Origin of the sequence: Oryzomonas japonica, assembly GCF_008802365.1 — a bacterium.
Lineage (GTDB): Bacteria > Desulfobacterota > Desulfuromonadia > Geobacterales > Pseudopelobacteraceae > Oryzomonas > Oryzomonas japonica.
Map to the genome: position 1 here is coordinate 123,347 of NZ_VZQZ01000008.1, position 15,583 is coordinate 138,929.

Sequence of the window (15,583 nt, forward strand, 5' to 3'; positions counted from 1 at the left end):
GATTTACCTGCCTGGCACCACTATGAAACAATTTCACTCCCGGGGCGGTAGCGATGGCTGATACGATAAACGGTTTCCAGGGCTCCGTGGCGGGTCTTTCCCTCACGGACGTCATCCAGCTCAAGGGGTACAACAAGTACACCGGCTGCATCACGGTCGAATATGGCGAGCAAAAAGGGGCCATCTATTTCGCAGACGGCGAGATCATCCATGCCGAATTGGGTGCGGAGACCGGCGAAGAGGCCATCTACCGGATCATCAAATGGCCCGGCGGTACCTTCAACATCCGCCCCGAAATGACCTCCAACGTCTGCACGATCCACTACCGCACCGATTTTCTGCTTCTCGAGGCCCTGCGCCGCATGGATGAAGAAAACGCCGGAGCGCCCGAATCGAACGGCGAACCTGCGCCGGCCGTGGCGCCGCGGCGGACCATGAGCAAGGTCGCGGCGCGGCTCCAGGACATTGAGGCGGTGACCTACGCGGTGTTGCTGGATAAAGAGGGCAACCCGCTCCAGGACAACAGCATCGAAGCCGTGGCCCTGGCCGCCAAGGGGCTCTTTCTGGCCACCGCCGGCAACCGCTTCGGCGAACTCATGGGGCTAGGAGAGATCAAGGCATCGGCCGTCCAGACGAAACAATATCACCTGCTGATGTACGATTCCAAGCAACACTATCTCAGCATCGCCGTCAAACCGGAAGCCAACCTGGACAGTGTGGAGAGAGAAATCAAAGCGGTATTGATCCCCGGCAAGTAGGAGATTGGCATCATGCAGGAAATTTTGCAGTATATTAACAGCGTCGAAGGTGTTATCGGCAGCGCCGTCTTCAGCAACGGGGGCGAGGTCCTTGCACACGCTTTTCCCTCATTGATCGATGCCGCCTCCCTCAAAAAGGCCGGAGCCTTGGCGTTGGAGTGCACCTACGGACTACAGGTCGAGCAGACCCTCGATATCATTGACCTGCGCTACGCCGATGGCCGCATACTGGTGAAGGGCTTCCCCGGTGCCATGCTCTGCCTTTTGTGCGCCAAGAATATCAATCTCCAGGTTCTGTTCATCACCCTCAACCTTGCTGCCAAGAAACTGGAATCGCTCCTGCCGGAGCAGAAGGAGTCCGGGGCGCCGGGACGGCAGAACGGGATTCCGGCCGATCAGGGCGCCGCTGCCGATATCCTCAAGCTGCGCGTCAGCCACCTTGCAAACAGGGAGGCCAGCAGCAGTTTCGATTCGTTCGGCATGATCGCCATCAGTCAGCCTACCTCCAAATATATCGGCGACTTCTACAAGGCATCGTTCAAGAAGCTGAAGCTGGTCAATGAGGCTGCGGGCACAAGCGGGACCTTCCCGGTCATGGTCATGAACGACATGGGCCAACAGTACGACGGTACGATCATCGTCGGGCCGGGCATCGAAAAGAAGCTTAAGGTGGGGGAAGGGGATCAGGTTGAGGTGGCGCTCGGCTGACGGTCGCCGGACAGCGCTGAAACGGTAAGGGGGGCGGGATTTCGCCTCCCTTTTTTTGTCCGCGGGGGGCTCGAAGGGCGTACTGCCGCCAGACGGCTGAATGGGGTGCGGCATATCGGTTGCAATTGCCGTCGCCGCGGGGGCGCAGGCGGGCGGAGGTTACCCGGGGCTCTTTGCTTTGGGATGGGCCTTGTCGTAGACCTCCATCAGGCGGTCGATGCCGACGTGGGTATATTTTTGGGTGGTGGAGAGGGAGGCGTGGCCCAAAAGTTCCTGGATCGCCCTGAGGTCGGCTCCCCCCTCAAGCATGTGGGTGGCGAAGGTGTGCCGCAGGGTGTGGGGCGAGATGTGTTTGAAGGCGGCCACGCGCAGAACGTGGGTATCGACGATGCGCGTCACGCTGCGGCGGTTGATGCGTTGGCCGCGGGTGTTGAGGAAGAGCGCTCCGCTTCCGGCCAGTTCCCCGCGCTGGGCCAGATACTCCCGGATGGCCTGAATGGCGCGGCTCCCCACCGGCACGATACGCTCCTTGCCCCCTTTGCCCATCACCCGTACCATGCCGCCGGACAGGTCGAGATCGCCGATGTCCAGGCCGGTCAGCTCGGAAACGCGCAACCCGCTGGAATAGAGCAGTTCCAGGATGGCCCGGTCCCGGAGGACGTACTTCTCGTCTGCCGTGGGGGCTTCCATCAGGGCGGTGGCCTGGTCGATATCCAGATGAAACGGCAGGCGTTGTTCCCGCTTGGGCGTGGCGGTCAATTCGGCCGGATTCTTGTCGATCTCCCCCCGACGCAGCAGGAAGCGGAAAAAGGTCCGCACGGCGGCCAGCTTCCGGCCGATGGAACTCTTCTTGGCCGTTTTGCCGAGCAGGGCCAGGTAGCGCCGCAGCAACAGATGGTCCACCTCCCCGGCGGAGACGTCATCGCCCCGTTCCTTGGCCGCAAAGGCCGCCAACTGTTCCAGATCGCGGCGATAGGCGGCCAGGGTATGGGGCGAAACGTTGCGCTCCGTTTCCAGGTAGGCGCAGAAGGCGCTTATTTGTTCGGCAAGACGTCCCATGGCATCCCCGGGTACAACAGCGAAAATCGTCTCTCACTCAAAAGGCGGCAGGCCGCTCTTCACCTTCCAGCTCTTCTGCTCGTTGAGATCGCGGTAGACCCAATCCTGCCGGTAACTCTGGGTCTTGATGCGGTTGGAGGGGAGGATGTAGTAGTCGAACTCGGCCATGACCTCGCCGGTCCCCTTGTCCGGGAGGCATTCGGAGGTCAGGATGCGGAAATCGGTGATGGTGACGTCCCGTTTTTTGATGTCGGCGGCGGCTTTTATGAACTCGTCACGTTGCTCCGGCACCATGTAGATCATACCGGCCCCCTCGATCTCATGCCAGCGCAGCATCTTGTTGTACGCCTTCATGCTTTTTTCGAACTCCTCGCGGATGGTCGAGTTCGGTACGCTGCAGGCCGTTATCATCAGGCAGCACAACAGAAGAAGCCCCGCCTTGAACATTTGTGTCATCTCTGTTCCCTTTCCCGTGCGTGAATGTAATCGATCAACTCCAGGGCCAGTTCACATTTTCCGAAGGGTGGGATCAGGTAATAACCTCCGGCGGCGGTGAAGGTGGCGTCGATGAACTCCTTGGCAATGGCCAGCCCTTCCCGTGCGCCGGCCTCCTTCTCCAACCCTTTCATGCGGGCGCGGATCGCGTCCGGGACGGTGATGCCCGGCACCTCGTTGTGGAGGTACTCGGCATTGCGTTCGCTGACTAGGGGCATGATCCCCGGCAAGAGCGGGATGCCGCAATCCCGGGTCTGTTCGAGCGCTTCCAGGAACAGGGCCGGGTCATAGACCGGCTGGGTCTGGGCAAAGCGGGCGCCGTTGGCCACCTTCTTGCGCAGCCGTTCGGCCTGAACCGCCATATTCTTCGTATTGGGATTGAACGCCGCCCCGATGGTGAAACCGGTCCCGCTGCCGATGGGGTTGCCGATGGCGTTCACGCCGTGGTTCATGTCGGAGAGCAGCTTGATCAGGGTAAAGGAGTGCAGGTCGAAGACCGAGGTTGCCCCGGCATGGTCCCCCATGGCGGCCGGATCCCCGGTTACCGCCAGGATCGTGTGCAGCCCCAGCAGACTGGCGCCCATCAGGTCGGACTGCATGCCGATCAGGTTGCGGTCCCGGCCGGTGATGTGGATGATGACCTCGACGCCGACCTCGCGCTGAATGGTGCTCCCCAGGGCGATGTTCCCCATGCGGGGGCGGGCCAGCGGGTTTTCGGCCAGGTTGATGGCATCGACCCCGGCCTCCTTCAGGCGCCGGCTGCTCTCGATGATCCGGCGGCAGTCCATCCCCTTGGGCGGGTCGAGTTCAACGGTGATGACCTTGCGGCTTCCCCATGGGGCCAGAAACGAAGCCCTGTCGGGCCGGGAGCCGGCCTGCGCCCCTGCCGCGGCACGGGATGCCACGGGGTGGCGCGGGGCGGGCCGCTTCCCCGCCAGGGTGCGGGCGAGGGCGGCGATGTGTTCCGGCGTGGTCCCGCAGCAACCGCCGATCAGGTTGGCCCCGGTGGCGGCCAGCTCGTCCGCCATGGCGGCGAAATAGTCGGGGGTGGCGCGGTAGATGTAGCGCCCTTCGTGGTACTCGGGGAAGCCGCTGTTGGCATAGGCGGAGATCGGCTTGGCGGTCAGGGCGGCCAGGCGGCGTACCACCTTGACCAGTTCCAGGGGGCCGGCGCCGCAGTTGGCACCCAGCATATCGGCCCCGGCCGCCTCCACGGCGGCGCAGAACGCCTCCACCGTCGTGCCGTCGCCACTGCGTCCCCCCTCCAGAAAGGCCATGGAGGCGCAGACCGGCAGGCCGGTTTCCCGGGCCGCCCGTACCGCGGCGACCAACTGCTCCAGGGAGCCAAAGGTCTCCAGCAGGAGCAGGTCCACACCACCCTCGGCCAAGGCGGTGCACTGCGCCCGGAAGTGCCCTTCCATGGCGTCGGGGGTCAACTCCCGCTCTTCGCCCTTCATGCGCACCAGGGGGCCCACCGAACCGGCCACCAGTATGCCGCCACCACCGGCCGCCTCGCGGGCGATACGCGCGCCGGCACGGTTGATCTCGCCAACCTTGTGGCCCAGTCCGATGGCCGCCAGCTTGGTATAGTTGGCGCCGAAGGTATTGGTTTCGATCACCTGCGCCCCGGCGGCGGCGTACTCGCGGGCCAGATCCAGGACCAGGGCCGGGCGTACCAGATTCAAGTGCTCGAAGTTGCTGTCGAGCCCGATCCCCCTGGCGTAGAGCATGGTGCCAACGGCCCCGTCTCCGGTAAGGATTTCTGTGGTGAGTTTGTCGAGTAGAGTCATTGGGTAACCACGTTCTTAGGCTTTGGCGTATCTGCTGTTGCCCGAATCCCCGAGATGGGGTATATAGGATGCTCTCCTATTTCTGCTCCAGGATGGAATACTTACGATGCATGCTCTCATTCAATGGCTCCTCCACACCATCGGCACCATGGGCTACCCCGGCATCTTTCTGTTGATGCTCATGGAGAGTTCGGTGATCCCGGTGCCGAGTGAGCTGGTCATGCCGCCGGCCGGTTACCTGGCCTTTCAAGGAAAGATGAATCTGGTCGCCGTTATTTTGTGCGGCACCCTGGGAAGCCTTGTGGGGGCCTATGCCAACTATTTCGCCTCCCGCTACCTGGGGAGGCCGCTGATCATCAGGTATGGCAAATACGTCCTGATCCCGCCGGAGAAGTTTGAACGGGTGGAGCGATTCTTCCTCCAGCATGGCGAGATATCGACCTTCATCGGTCGGCTGCTGCCGGTGGTCAGGCATCTCATTTCCATCCCGGCCGGCCTGTCCGGCATGGGGCACCTCCGGTTTTCGCTCTACACCCTGGCCGGCGCCGGTCTCTGGTGCAGCATCCTGGCCGTCATCGGCTATGCCATCGGCGAGAACCAACAGTTGATCATGCAGTACTCCCACAGGGCCCTTGCCTGGGTCATTGGGTTCAGCAGTATTCTGATTGCCGTCTACGTATGGCGCTATCGCCGGCGCAACGGTATTAAAGCGTAAAGCCGGCGAGAAGGCAAAATAAAAAACGAAAATCGTGAAACGTGAATAGTGGAGGGGTAACCCGCTCATTATTCACCGTTCACCATTCACAGGGGTTATTCATGCAGATCAAGCGCACGGGGCGCATCCACTACGTTGCCGTCGATTTCGCCGGTTCGCCCGGATCGGTTCAGGGCTTTACCACCCGCCACGAAGGGGTGTCCCGTCCCCCCTACAACTCGCTCAACCTGGGGTTGAACACCCAGGATCAGGCCTTTAACGTTGAAGGCAACCGCAGCATCCTGACCCGCGCGTTCGACGTCAACCAGGAGGCCCTGGTCAGCGTGCGGCAGGTGCATGGCAACGACATCCTGGTAATCGACGAGCCCAACGAGGACTACAGCCACTTCTCCAGCGTGGAGAGCGACGCCATCATAACCAACCAGCCCGGTGTCATGATCGGCATCTGCGTGGCCGACTGCGTGCCGATCCTCCTCTGCGACCCCCGCAACAAGGTGGTCGCTGCGGTCCATGCGGGCTGGCAGGGAACCGCGGCCAAGTTGGTTGCCAAAACAGTGGCCGGAATGGGCTCGCTCTTCGGCAGCGACCCCAGCGAGCTACAGGCCGCCATCGGTCCCAGCATCGGGAAGTGCTGCTATGAGGTGGATGCCCCGGTCAGGCAGTCCTTTCTCCAGAGCGGGATGCCCTGGGATTCCTTCGCCGAGGCCCGTGGCGAGGGCAAGTGGCGCCTCGATATGGCCGCCGCCAACCGGGACCTGCTCCTGTCCGCCGGCGTGCCGGCCGCCGGGATACAGGTCTCCGATATGTGCGTCTGCTGCCGGAAGGACCTGTTCTTCTCCTACCGCAGGGATAGCGGGGATACGGGCAGGCAGATGGGCTTTATCATGCTCACGGCGCCATAACCGGGCGCGGGCCCGTGCCTCTCTGAAAAACCAGTGACAGAGTGACACCTCAGCACCGTCGTTTTGGACTCGCCGTCTTTGTTATCATCCGCATTCTGCCATCGTGCCCGTAAAGCTCCCGTCGCTGGGCGATTCCCGGATACCATGGGTTAAGAGGTGAGAGATGCTTGCCAAAGTCCTCAGCAGCGCCCTGATCGGGATCGATGCCATGCTTGTCGATGTGGAGGTGGACCTGGCCGCCGGCCTGCCCTCCTTTGCCACGGTTGGTCTGCCCGACGGCGCCGTCAAGGAGAGCAAGGACCGGGTCAAGGCGGCCCTCAAAAATTCCGGCTACGATTTTCCGGCACGGCGCATCACCGCCAACCTGGCGCCGGCCGACATCAAGAAGGAAGGGGCGGCCTTCGACCTCCCCATCTCCATCGGCATCCTGGCGGCGACCGGCGTGGTGAAAACCACCCGTCTGCGGGAGTACCTGCTTGTGGGAGAGCTTTCGCTGGATGGGGGACTCAAGGCGATCCGCGGCGCACTCTCCATTGCGGTCGCCGCCAAACGGGCCGGCCTGGCCGGTGTCGTCCTGCCGGTGGAGAACGCGCCGGAAGCCGCGGTGGTGGAAGGGATCGCCATCATCGCCGCCACGGCCCTTTCCCAGGTGGTGGAATTCCTCAACGGCCATGACGGGATCGACCCCTTCGCGGTGGACCTCCAATCCCTCTTCACCAGCGGGTGCGAATATGGCGAAGACTTCAGCGAGGTCAAGGGGCAGGAACACGCCAAGCGGGCTCTCGAAGTCGCCGCCAGCGGCGGTCACAACATCCTGATGATCGGTCCTCCGGGATCGGGCAAGACCATGCTGGCCCGCCGCATCCCCACCATCCTGCCGCGCATGTCGTTCGACGAAGCCATCGAGACCACCAAGATCTTCAGCGTCAGCGGGATGCTGGAGAACGGCCGGGCTCTTCTGGCGGCGCGGCCGTTTCGTTCCCCGCACCACACCATCTCCGACGTCGGCCTGATCGGCGGCGGCACCACGCCAAAGCCGGGGGAGGTCTCCCTGGCCCACAACGGCGTCCTGTTTCTGGACGAACTGCCCGAATTCAAAAAAAATGTCCTGGAGGTGCTGCGCCAGCCGCTGGAAGACGGCCGCGTCACCATCTCCCGCTCCCTCTTGACCCTGACTTATCCATCCCGGGTGATGCTGGTCGCGGCCATGAACCCCTGCCCGTGCGGCTACCTTGCCGATCCGATCCATCCCTGCGTCTGCACCCCCCTCGCCATTCATCGCTACCGTTCGCGGATCTCCGGTCCGCTCCTGGACCGGATCGATATCCATATCGAGGTGCCGGCCGTCACCTACCGGGACCTGTCCGACCGGGTAGAGGCCGAGAGTTCCCGGGATATCGCCCTGCGGGTGGCGTGCTCCCGAAAGCGCCAGGCCGAGCGTTACCAGGGGACCAAGGTCCACTGCAACGCCCAGATGACACCGCGATTCATCAAGAGGTTCTGCGAACTGGACAGCGCCGGCAGCCGGATGCTGGAACTTGTTACCGACCGCCTCGGATTTTCCGCCCGGACCTACAACCGGATCATTAAGGTGGCCCGCACTATCGCCGACCTGTCGGACAGCGAGCAGATCCGCGAAGAGCATATCGCCGAAGCGATCCAGTACCGCAGCCTGGACCGCAAGGCAACATAAACAATTCTTCTGTTTAAAAAAATGTATCAATAGTATACATTTTATAAATCAGGCTTTTATGTGTGAAACGGAGAGGTATGGGTTCGGCCTGCGAAGCAGGCTGGTACGGTACTTGCTCGTAATAATTCCGGCGAGTTAGGGATATTCAAACCTGCCACTGTTTTTTGGGGCCCTTCGGGGTTTTTTGATGGAGATAATCTCGATGAATGTTAGATTTGCGGGCCTCCTCCTGGTGATGACGATATTTCCGTGCGTCGCCCAGGCTGCCGATGTGTCATGTAAAACCGCAGAGTGCCATACGTCAATTGGCGGAACGCAGAATATGCATGAACCGGTCAAGGAGGGGGACTGTTCGGGCTGCCACAAGCAGACCAATCCGCTCCACCCGCTCAAAGGCGCCAAGAGCTTTGCCATGACCGCACAGGGGGCCGCCCTCTGCTACCAGTGCCATGATGCCTTCGGCAAGAAAAAGGTCCTCCACCCGCCGGTCAAGGACGGGGAGTGCGCGTACTGCCACAAGCCCCATGGCGGCGTCGGCCCTTTCCTGCTGGAAGGGGGGGACGATCAGACCGCCCTCTGCATGGGGTGTCACGATGCCGCCCCCTTCAAACAGAAGGTCAAGCACGGCCCGGTTGCGGTCGGAGCTTGTACCAAATGCCATAATCCGCACGAATCGAATGAAAAGGCCCTTCTCAGGGGGCCGGTATGGGAAAGCTGCCTGAAGTGCCATGCCGATTTTCTGAAATCGCTGAAAGGAGCGGCCTTCATCCATCCGCCGGTCAAAGACGGCCCCTGCACCTCCTGCCACAACCCCCACGGGTCGGCGGTACCGCAACTGCTCAAGAAAAAGATGCCTGATGTTTGTCTTGAATGCCACCCCGGACTGGCCAAAAAACTAACGGCAAAGGTGCCCCATAAGCCGTTGCAGGATGAAGGCGGCTGCGGGAACTGTCACTCCACCCATTTTTCCAAGTCAAAGGGACTTCTGGCCGGTGAGGAAAAGGACGTCTGCCTCGGTTGTCACGACACGGACAAGCTTGGCAAGCCGCCACTCAGAAATATCAAAAAGGAGATTGAAGGCAAGAAGTTTCTCCACGGCCCCATTGAGATGGGAGAGTGCAAGGCCTGCCATTCCCCCCACGGCTCGGATTACTTTCGCCTGCTCAATAAGAGTTATCCCGCCGACCTGTATGCCCCCTACAAGGAAGGACTGTACGATCTCTGCCTGGAGTGCCATGAGAAAAACCTGCTGAAGTTTGCCGAGACGACCATTTATACCAACTTCCGCAACGGCAAACGCAACCTCCATTTTGTTCATGTCGTGGACAAACGCAAGGGGCGGACCTGCCGGGTCTGCCACGAGGCCCATGCCAGCAGTGGAGAAAAGCTGATCAGCAAAGAGGGGGTGCAGTTCGGCGAGTGGAAGATCCCGCTCAACTTCAAGATCACCCCCACCGGGGGAAGCTGCGCTCCCGGCTGTCACCGCGCCTTTAAGTACGACCGCGACAAACCGGAAACGTACGGTGCGGAAACCAAGTAGGTGGAGCCGCCCCGGAGCGTTGTGGCCGTGGCTGGCTTTGTGAGAATGTATGATGTGAGGTAGTTTTTCCTGTTCTACCCTGGGCGTTGCATTTCGTTTCATTGGCAGCAGAACGTTAAAGGAGTAAGAAATATGCTCACAAAGAATGCCCTCGTAGCCCTTTTAGCACTCTTAACCATCCCCGGCCTTGCCCTGGCCGATGCCGTTCAACTCCCGCGCACCGGGCAAACCACCTGTTATACCGCGGACGGCGTCAGCACGGCATGCAGCGGTACCAGCGGTGCTGGTCAGGACGGCGCGCTTCTCGCCGGCATAGCCTGGCCAACCACCCGTTTTGTCGTCAACAGCAACGGGACCGTCACCGACAAGTTGACCGGGCTCATCTGGGTGAAGGATGCCAACCTGATGACCACGCGCGATCCGTCGTTTCCCGGCAGCTCATCCGGCCTGGTGGGCTGGCAGGATGCCCTGGCCTACGTTGCCAAGCTGAATACGGATAAATATCTCGGCTATTCCGACTGGCGGCTGCCCAACATCAACGAGCTTAAAAGCCTGGTGAACGCGGAACAGGCGGCCAATGACACCTGGCTTACCGCAACAGTCGGTTTCACCAACGTGCAGGGGCAGTCGTACCAGTGGTACTGGTCGTCCACCTTCCTGAGCGGCACCGGCACAAACTCCTCCAATCAGGCGGTCTTGACCGGCGCCTGGCAGGTCAACCTGGGGGATGGGGGGGTCGGCTATGCCGACATGGCGGCGACGACAGCCTATGTCGTCCCCGTCCGCACCGGGAGCGAAGGGACCGTCACCCTGCCGCGCACCGGCCAGACCACCTGTTTCGACTTCAGTGCGACCGCCCCCACCAGCACCTGCACGGGGACCGGACAGGATGGCGAACAGTTGAGCGGGGCCCCCTGGCCGGCGAGCCGCTTCACGGTCAACAGCGATACGACGACCGTCACCGACAACCTGACCGCCCTGGTCTGGACAAAGGATGCCACCGCAACCGTGCCCCCTGCTTGTACCCTTATCCCGCACGGGGCCGTGACCTTCGGGGATGCCCTCTCCTACATCGCCTGTCTGAACACCGCCAGCTTCCTCGGGCACAACGATTGGCGCCTGCCCAACCGCAACGAACTGGGCAGCCTGCTCAACTACGGCTATTCCGGGACCACGCCGACGATCGGCAACATGGCCGCCTGGCTAAATGCCTCGGGATTCAGCCTGCCCCAGGCGTCCGGGACCACCACGGCGGACCACGCCGCGGATTTCACCTACTGGACCTCTACCAGCAAGGCGATCCTCCCGTACACGGCCTGGTCCACCTGGAGCGTGGACGCCCACGGCGTGATGTCCTCCTCCGACAAGAGTTCGACGACCCACAACGTCTGGCCGGTACGGGCCGGCCAATACGGGAGCTTCGTCACGGTCAAGCTGAAATCGTCCACCACAAACGCCGCAGTCACCCCGGCCGGCGCCCTGACCCTGGCCCCCGGGAGCAATGTCCACGTGGAATTCACCACCTTAGCCTATGACGTCCTGCTCAACAACGCCTGGCAGCGTCCCGGCAATGGGATAGCCAACAGCTTCGACCTGACCAACGTCACCTCTGACCAGAATCTGATGGCCGTCTTTGCCGCGCCGAACGGCGATCTGAGCGGAGACGGCAAGGTAACGGCAGCCGATGCGCTGTTGGCGCTGCGCGCGGCGGTACTGCTCGATCCAACAACCAACGCCACCCTGGCAAAGGGGGATATGAATAAGAACGGAACTATGACGGCGCCGGATGCACTTCTGATTTTGCGTTTGGCGGTCGGTCTCGTCAATCCGGCCATTGCCTATTGATCACGATATTTGGGGGTATTTTTACATAACCGGTCACACAGCACATCAAGGAGATACACATGAAGAAAGGGTTACTTGGGATTTTGCTGGCCACGCTGACGCTTGGCCTGTTCGGCTGCGGAAGCGGCGATTTCGGTGCATCGACGACATCCGTCAGCGGTATGGCATCCAAAGGGCCGATCAACGGGGCCAAGGTTGCGATCTTTTCCGTGACCACCTCCGGCCGCATCGACAAACAACTCGCCACGGGGACCACCGCTTCGAGCGGGGCCTTTTCCGCGGATCTTGGGGCCTATACCGGGGCCATATTCGCAACCATGTCCGGCTCGACAGCCACGTACACCGACGAGGCGACGAACACCGCCAAAACGCTGGGGACGCAAAAGCTGCACGCAGCCACGGTCGTGACCGGTTCCGGCCCGATCAACCTGGCCATTACGCCGTTTACCGAGGTGGCCTATCGTAAGGCCGCCAGCCTGAGAAAGGCGGATATCGCCAAGGCCGATGCCTTGGTCAGCAATGTCTATCTGTCGGGCACCGACGTCATCAAGACCCTTCCGGCAAATGTGCTGAGCGGCGGCGGTGCGGCAAGTTCCGCGCCCTCCCAGATAAGTTACGGCCTTGCCCTGGCGACGGTTTCCCAGTTGCTTAAGGACCAGTCCGGCGCGACGCTGGAGAGCGTCATTACCCAGATGCAGAATGCCATCACAGGGTCCGACCCCACGACCGCAACCCTGGATACCACCTTCAAGAGCGGCGTGTACGCCACCGCCATCTCGGAGGTCAGGACCAATGCCAATCTGCAATCGGGAATCGTCGACACCCCGCTGAACATAACCCTGGCCGCTTCGCCGACCTCGGTGGTGGCCAATAACACCGATACCATCACCCTTACGGCAACGGTGACCAAGTTCGGTGGCGTGGTGGTGCCGAACACTGCCGTCAAATTCGCCGTCCGCAGCGGTACCGCTACCCTTTCCAGCGCCCAGGGCACCACGGACAGTACCGGCAAGGCGACCATCACCGTCAAGAGCGGCACCATCCAATCGGCGGTGGTCATTACGGCCAGCGTGGCAGCCACGAGCAGCACCGACCTGACCACCTCGACCAATGTCGCCTTTGTCCAGGACCCCAACGACCCGGCCTCGGTTTCGCTCACCGCAAGCAAGGTCGCAGCCACCGCCAACGGGATCGACTCGATCACCCTGACGGCCAAGGTCACCCGGGTCGGCACCGGGCCGGTACCGACCGGTACGACGGTCACCTTTGCCGTTGCCGCAGGTACGGCGACCCTGAGCGCTCCCACGGGCACCACGGACAGTAACGGCAATGCCTCGGTCACCCTGACCAGCACCACCGTCGGTTCGGTAACTGTCAGCGCCAGCGCTGCCACGTCAACCGGCGGCAAGGTCACCGGCGCCACCAATGTCGAATTCCAGACAGACCCCAACGCCCCGGCCAGCGTCACGCTCAGCGCCTCGCCGACCACTGCTACGGCCAACAACACTCCGATCACCATCACCGCCACGGTCGCCAAAACGGGCGGCGGGGCGGTCGCAGACGGGACTCCGGTCACCTTTGCCGTCACCAGCGGCACCGCCTCCCTCAGCACCACTTCGGCTACCACGGTCAGCGGCACGGCTTCGGTCACCCTGACGAGTACCACCATCGGGTCAGTGACCGTGACCGCCACGGTTGCCGGCCCCAAAACAGGGACAACGACGGTGAGTTTCACCACGCCGCCGGCGCAGCCGACCATTGCGACCGTCAAACTGGCCACCACCGGGACGCTCCCGAGCGGCACGACCATCGGTTCCATTCAAACGACGATAAGCTATTCAACCACCAAAGGGCTCACCTTTACGCCGCCGGCAGTAGCCACCGGCGTCGGCGTCGGTTCAATCATTAATGCGAACAGCGCGACGAGCGGGCAGGTGATCGTCAGTCAGGCCAATACCACCGGCATCCAAACCGGGGAATTTGCAACACTGACCTTCAGCATCGCTACCGGCAATATCCCCACGGCGAGTGATTTTGCCGTGGTGTCGGGCACCGCTACCGATATAACCGGCTTAGGCCAACTGTCCGGCATTTCGGTTATTATCCAGAGCGTCACCATTCAGTAAGGCGTCCGACGTTGTTTGGACACAGGGCATCGGTGAGGGGCAACCAGAGTAGGTGCCCCTCACCGGCGGCCCCGAGTGAGGGGCCGTCGGTTGCCACGTCCATGAGTACGATTATCTGCGGTATCCCTATTGCAGCCACGAACAAGGAGTGAAACATGAAAATCATACGGTTTGCAAAATTGAGGAAGAGCATCGGAGTTTCTTTATTCGGCATGGCGTTCGCCTCCTGCCTTGCGGGGTGCGCCGGGAAGGCCGCTCCTCCGGGGACGGTGTTTTTTCCGCCGCCCCCCAATAAACCAAAGGTGCAGTTTCTGACGTCGATTGCCGATTCCACCGATGTGGAAGGAAAGCAGGGCGGATTTTCCCTCGTAGTCACCGGCAAGGAAGGCGAACAGAGTATCCGATCCATCAGCAAGGCCTACGGCGTGGCCGTTTCCAAAGGCAAAATCTATGTGTGCGACACGTCGGGCGGGCAGTTGGTCATCATCGACCCGGTCAATAAAAAGTTCGATTACCTGAAGGGGAATTATGGCGACGGCAAACTGAAAAAACCGGTCAATGTCGCCCTTGACGACGACGGAAATATCTATGTGGTCGATACCATGCGCAAGGAAGTGCTGGTGTATGATTCTATGGGTAATTATTTGAAATCATTTGGCAAAGAGCTTGAAAAAGCGAAGCCGGTGGACATCGTCGCCTACAAAAACCGCCTGTACCTGCTGGACATCTTCCAGGGGGATATCAAAGTGCTGGACCGCCGGACCGGCCGCCTGCTCACGACCATCGGCAAGGACGAGGGGAGCAGCAAGGGGTTGAGGATGCCGGTCAATTTCACCATAGACAAAGCCGGATTCATGTACGTGACCAATGCCGGCAACGGCAAGGTTATCAAGCTCGACCTCGACGGCCATATCCTCGGCTCATTCGGCAAACTGGGAGACGGTTTCGGCGACTTTACCCGGCCCAAGGGTGTTGCTGTCGATGATACGGGGCTCATTTACGTGGCCGATGGCGGGCACCAGAACGTCCAGCTGTTCAGCTTTGTCGACAATAAGAGCCGCCTGCTTATGTTCTTTGGCGACCCCGGCCTGCCGGTCGGGTCCATGAACCTACCGGCAGGTATTGCGGTCAGCAAAGATAACCTAGCCTATTTCCAGAAGTTTGCGGCGCCCGATTTCGAACTGGAGCAGGTTATCTACGTGATCAATCAGTATGGCCCGGCAAAATTGGCAATCTATGGCTTGGGCAAGATGAAGGGCGACACGACGGAGATGGTCGCCCCCACCTCGGCCGACAAAAGCAAGTAGCGGGTTTTCGTTTTCGGCAGTGGGGAATAGACCATACTACGCATATTCAGGGGATCGGGCTGGATGGGAAAATTGTTATGCCATATTGTTGTAGCGATGTGCTGTGCAGGCATGCTGACCGGCTGCGATCCCCTGGCCCGGCACAAGGTCGTTTCGACCATCTTCGACGGCGTCCCCAGCATGCCGGAGCCCCAACAGTTCTGCCAGGAATATCATGAAGTGAAGCTGGCTGAAGAGCGGGAAGCGGCAGCGGCGCAGCAAAGAAAAAATTCGGCGACCAGCGATTCCCGGCATGAGCCGTACGATCAGAAACGTTGTAACGACTGCCACGACAAGACGAAGGAAGGAGGACTGATCCGTCCGCCCAACGAACTGTGCTTCATGTGCCATCCCGATCTGACGAAAGGGGCTTTTACCCATGGTCCGGCTGCAGTCGGCGACTGCCTGGCCTGCCACGTGCCCCACTCCTCCGCATACGGGCCATTGCTCAAGGTCAAGGCGGAGGATGTGTGCGTCACCTGTCATCGGGAAAAGCGCCAAGCCAAAAGTATGCATGACAATGTCGCGGCAAAGGGGATGATCTGTATTAATTGCCATAACCCGCACTCGGGGAACGCCCCGTATTTCCTCAAGTAACATGGACAA

General features: G+C 61.0%; 13 protein-coding genes. 10 read left to right on the forward strand and 3 right to left on the reverse strand.

What is annotated here, in order from left to right; all coding sequences use genetic code 11:
* Positions 1-53 precede the first annotated feature (53 nt).
* Both F6V25_RS13105 and F6V25_RS13110 read left to right on the forward strand, forming a co-directional pair.
* Entirely contained in the window at positions 54-758 is a 705-nt protein-coding gene (locus F6V25_RS13105) for a DUF4388 domain-containing protein (RefSeq protein ID WP_151128995.1), read from the forward strand.
* Between the two features lie 12 nt (positions 759-770).
* Entirely contained in the window at positions 771-1,466 is a 696-nt protein-coding gene (locus tag F6V25_RS13110; protein ID WP_151128996.1) for a roadblock/LC7 domain-containing protein, read from the forward strand.
* Between the two features lie 159 nt (positions 1,467-1,625).
* On the opposite strand, the gene xerC is transcribed toward F6V25_RS13110, so the two are convergent.
* Genes xerC through F6V25_RS13125 form a run of 3 tightly spaced genes read right to left on the reverse strand, consistent with a single transcriptional unit; the run spans position 1,626 to position 4,810 of the window.
* Positions 1,626-2,525, reverse strand: coding sequence for a tyrosine recombinase XerC (xerC, locus tag F6V25_RS13115; RefSeq protein ID WP_151128997.1), 900 nt, complete (start codon positions 2,523-2,525; stop codon positions 1,626-1,628).
* Positions 2,526-2,558: 33 nt separating this feature from the next.
* A complete protein-coding gene (locus F6V25_RS13120) occupies positions 2,559-2,981 on the reverse strand; it encodes a hypothetical protein (RefSeq protein WP_151128998.1) in 423 nt (140 codons plus the stop codon).
* Positions 2,978-4,810, reverse strand: coding sequence for a bifunctional homocysteine S-methyltransferase/methylenetetrahydrofolate reductase (locus tag F6V25_RS13125; RefSeq protein ID WP_151128999.1), 1,833 nt, complete (start codon positions 4,808-4,810; stop codon positions 2,978-2,980). The genes F6V25_RS13120 and F6V25_RS13125 overlap by 4 nt, the downstream gene beginning before the upstream one ends.
* A 106-nt stretch (positions 4,811-4,916) precedes the next feature.
* Between F6V25_RS13125 and F6V25_RS13130 the strand changes: the two genes are divergently transcribed.
* The 8 genes from F6V25_RS13130 (at position 4,917) to F6V25_RS13165 (ending at position 15,574) form a co-directional block, all read left to right on the forward strand.
* Entirely contained in the window at positions 4,917-5,525 is a 609-nt protein-coding gene (locus F6V25_RS13130; RefSeq protein ID WP_151129000.1) for a DedA family protein, read from the forward strand.
* 101 nt (positions 5,526-5,626) lie between these two features.
* Positions 5,627-6,427, forward strand: a complete 801-nt coding sequence (gene pgeF / locus F6V25_RS13135) for a peptidoglycan editing factor PgeF (RefSeq protein ID WP_151129001.1) — start codon at positions 5,627-5,629, stop codon at positions 6,425-6,427.
* Positions 6,428-6,590: 163 nt separating this feature from the next.
* Positions 6,591-8,120, forward strand: a complete 1,530-nt coding sequence (locus F6V25_RS13140) for a YifB family Mg chelatase-like AAA ATPase (RefSeq protein WP_151129002.1) — start codon at positions 6,591-6,593, stop codon at positions 8,118-8,120.
* 322 nt (positions 8,121-8,442) lie between these two features.
* Complete coding sequence (locus F6V25_RS13145) at positions 8,443-9,660, forward strand: cytochrome c3 family protein (RefSeq protein ID WP_246167043.1); 1,218 nt, start codon at positions 8,443-8,445, stop codon at positions 9,658-9,660.
* A gap of 132 nt (positions 9,661-9,792) precedes the next feature.
* Complete coding sequence (locus tag F6V25_RS13150; RefSeq protein WP_151129004.1) at positions 9,793-11,505, forward strand: Lcl domain-containing protein; 1,713 nt, start codon at positions 9,793-9,795, stop codon at positions 11,503-11,505.
* A gap of 59 nt (positions 11,506-11,564) precedes the next feature.
* Entirely contained in the window at positions 11,565-13,631 is a 2,067-nt protein-coding gene (locus tag F6V25_RS13155) for a beta strand repeat-containing protein (RefSeq protein ID WP_151129005.1), read from the forward strand.
* Between the two features lie 155 nt (positions 13,632-13,786).
* Entirely contained in the window at positions 13,787-14,938 is a 1,152-nt protein-coding gene (locus F6V25_RS13160) for an NHL repeat-containing protein (RefSeq protein ID WP_151129006.1), read from the forward strand.
* Positions 14,939-15,001: 63 nt separating this feature from the next.
* On the forward strand, positions 15,002-15,574 hold the full coding sequence (locus tag F6V25_RS13165) for a cytochrome c3 family protein (RefSeq protein ID WP_151129007.1): 573 nt from the start codon (positions 15,002-15,004) through the stop codon (positions 15,572-15,574).
* The last annotated feature ends 9 nt before the right edge of the window (positions 15,575-15,583 follow it).

Excerpts from the sequence above, each read along its gene's own strand:
- F6V25_RS13155 (WP_151129005.1), top strand. The coding sequence starts at position 11,565 with ATGAAGAAAGGGTTACTTGGGATTTTGCTGGCCACGCTGACGCTTGGC.
- F6V25_RS13150 (WP_151129004.1), top strand. The coding sequence starts at position 9,793 with ATGCTCACAAAGAATGCCCTCGTAGCCCTTTTAGCACTCTTAACCATC.
- F6V25_RS13120 (WP_151128998.1), bottom strand. The coding sequence starts at position 2,981 with ATGACACAAATGTTCAAGGCGGGGCTTCTTCTGTTGTGCTGCCTGATG.
- F6V25_RS13125 (WP_151128999.1), bottom strand. The coding sequence starts at position 4,810 with ATGACTCTACTCGACAAACTCACCACAGAAATCCTTACCGGAGACGGG.
- F6V25_RS13110 (WP_151128996.1), top strand. The coding sequence starts at position 771 with ATGCAGGAAATTTTGCAGTATATTAACAGCGTCGAAGGTGTTATCGGC.
- F6V25_RS13145 (WP_246167043.1), top strand. The coding sequence starts at position 8,443 with ATGCATGAACCGGTCAAGGAGGGGGACTGTTCGGGCTGCCACAAGCAG.
- F6V25_RS13160 (WP_151129006.1), top strand. The coding sequence starts at position 13,787 with ATGAAAATCATACGGTTTGCAAAATTGAGGAAGAGCATCGGAGTTTCT.
- xerC (WP_151128997.1), bottom strand. The coding sequence starts at position 2,525 with ATGGGACGTCTTGCCGAACAAATAAGCGCCTTCTGCGCCTACCTGGAA.
- F6V25_RS13105 (WP_151128995.1), top strand. The coding sequence starts at position 54 with ATGGCTGATACGATAAACGGTTTCCAGGGCTCCGTGGCGGGTCTTTCC.
- F6V25_RS13130 (WP_151129000.1), top strand. The coding sequence starts at position 4,917 with ATGCATGCTCTCATTCAATGGCTCCTCCACACCATCGGCACCATGGGC.
- pgeF (WP_151129001.1), top strand. The coding sequence starts at position 5,627 with ATGCAGATCAAGCGCACGGGGCGCATCCACTACGTTGCCGTCGATTTC.
- F6V25_RS13140 (WP_151129002.1), top strand. The coding sequence starts at position 6,591 with ATGCTTGCCAAAGTCCTCAGCAGCGCCCTGATCGGGATCGATGCCATG.
- F6V25_RS13165 (WP_151129007.1), top strand. The coding sequence starts at position 15,002 with ATGGGAAAATTGTTATGCCATATTGTTGTAGCGATGTGCTGTGCAGGC.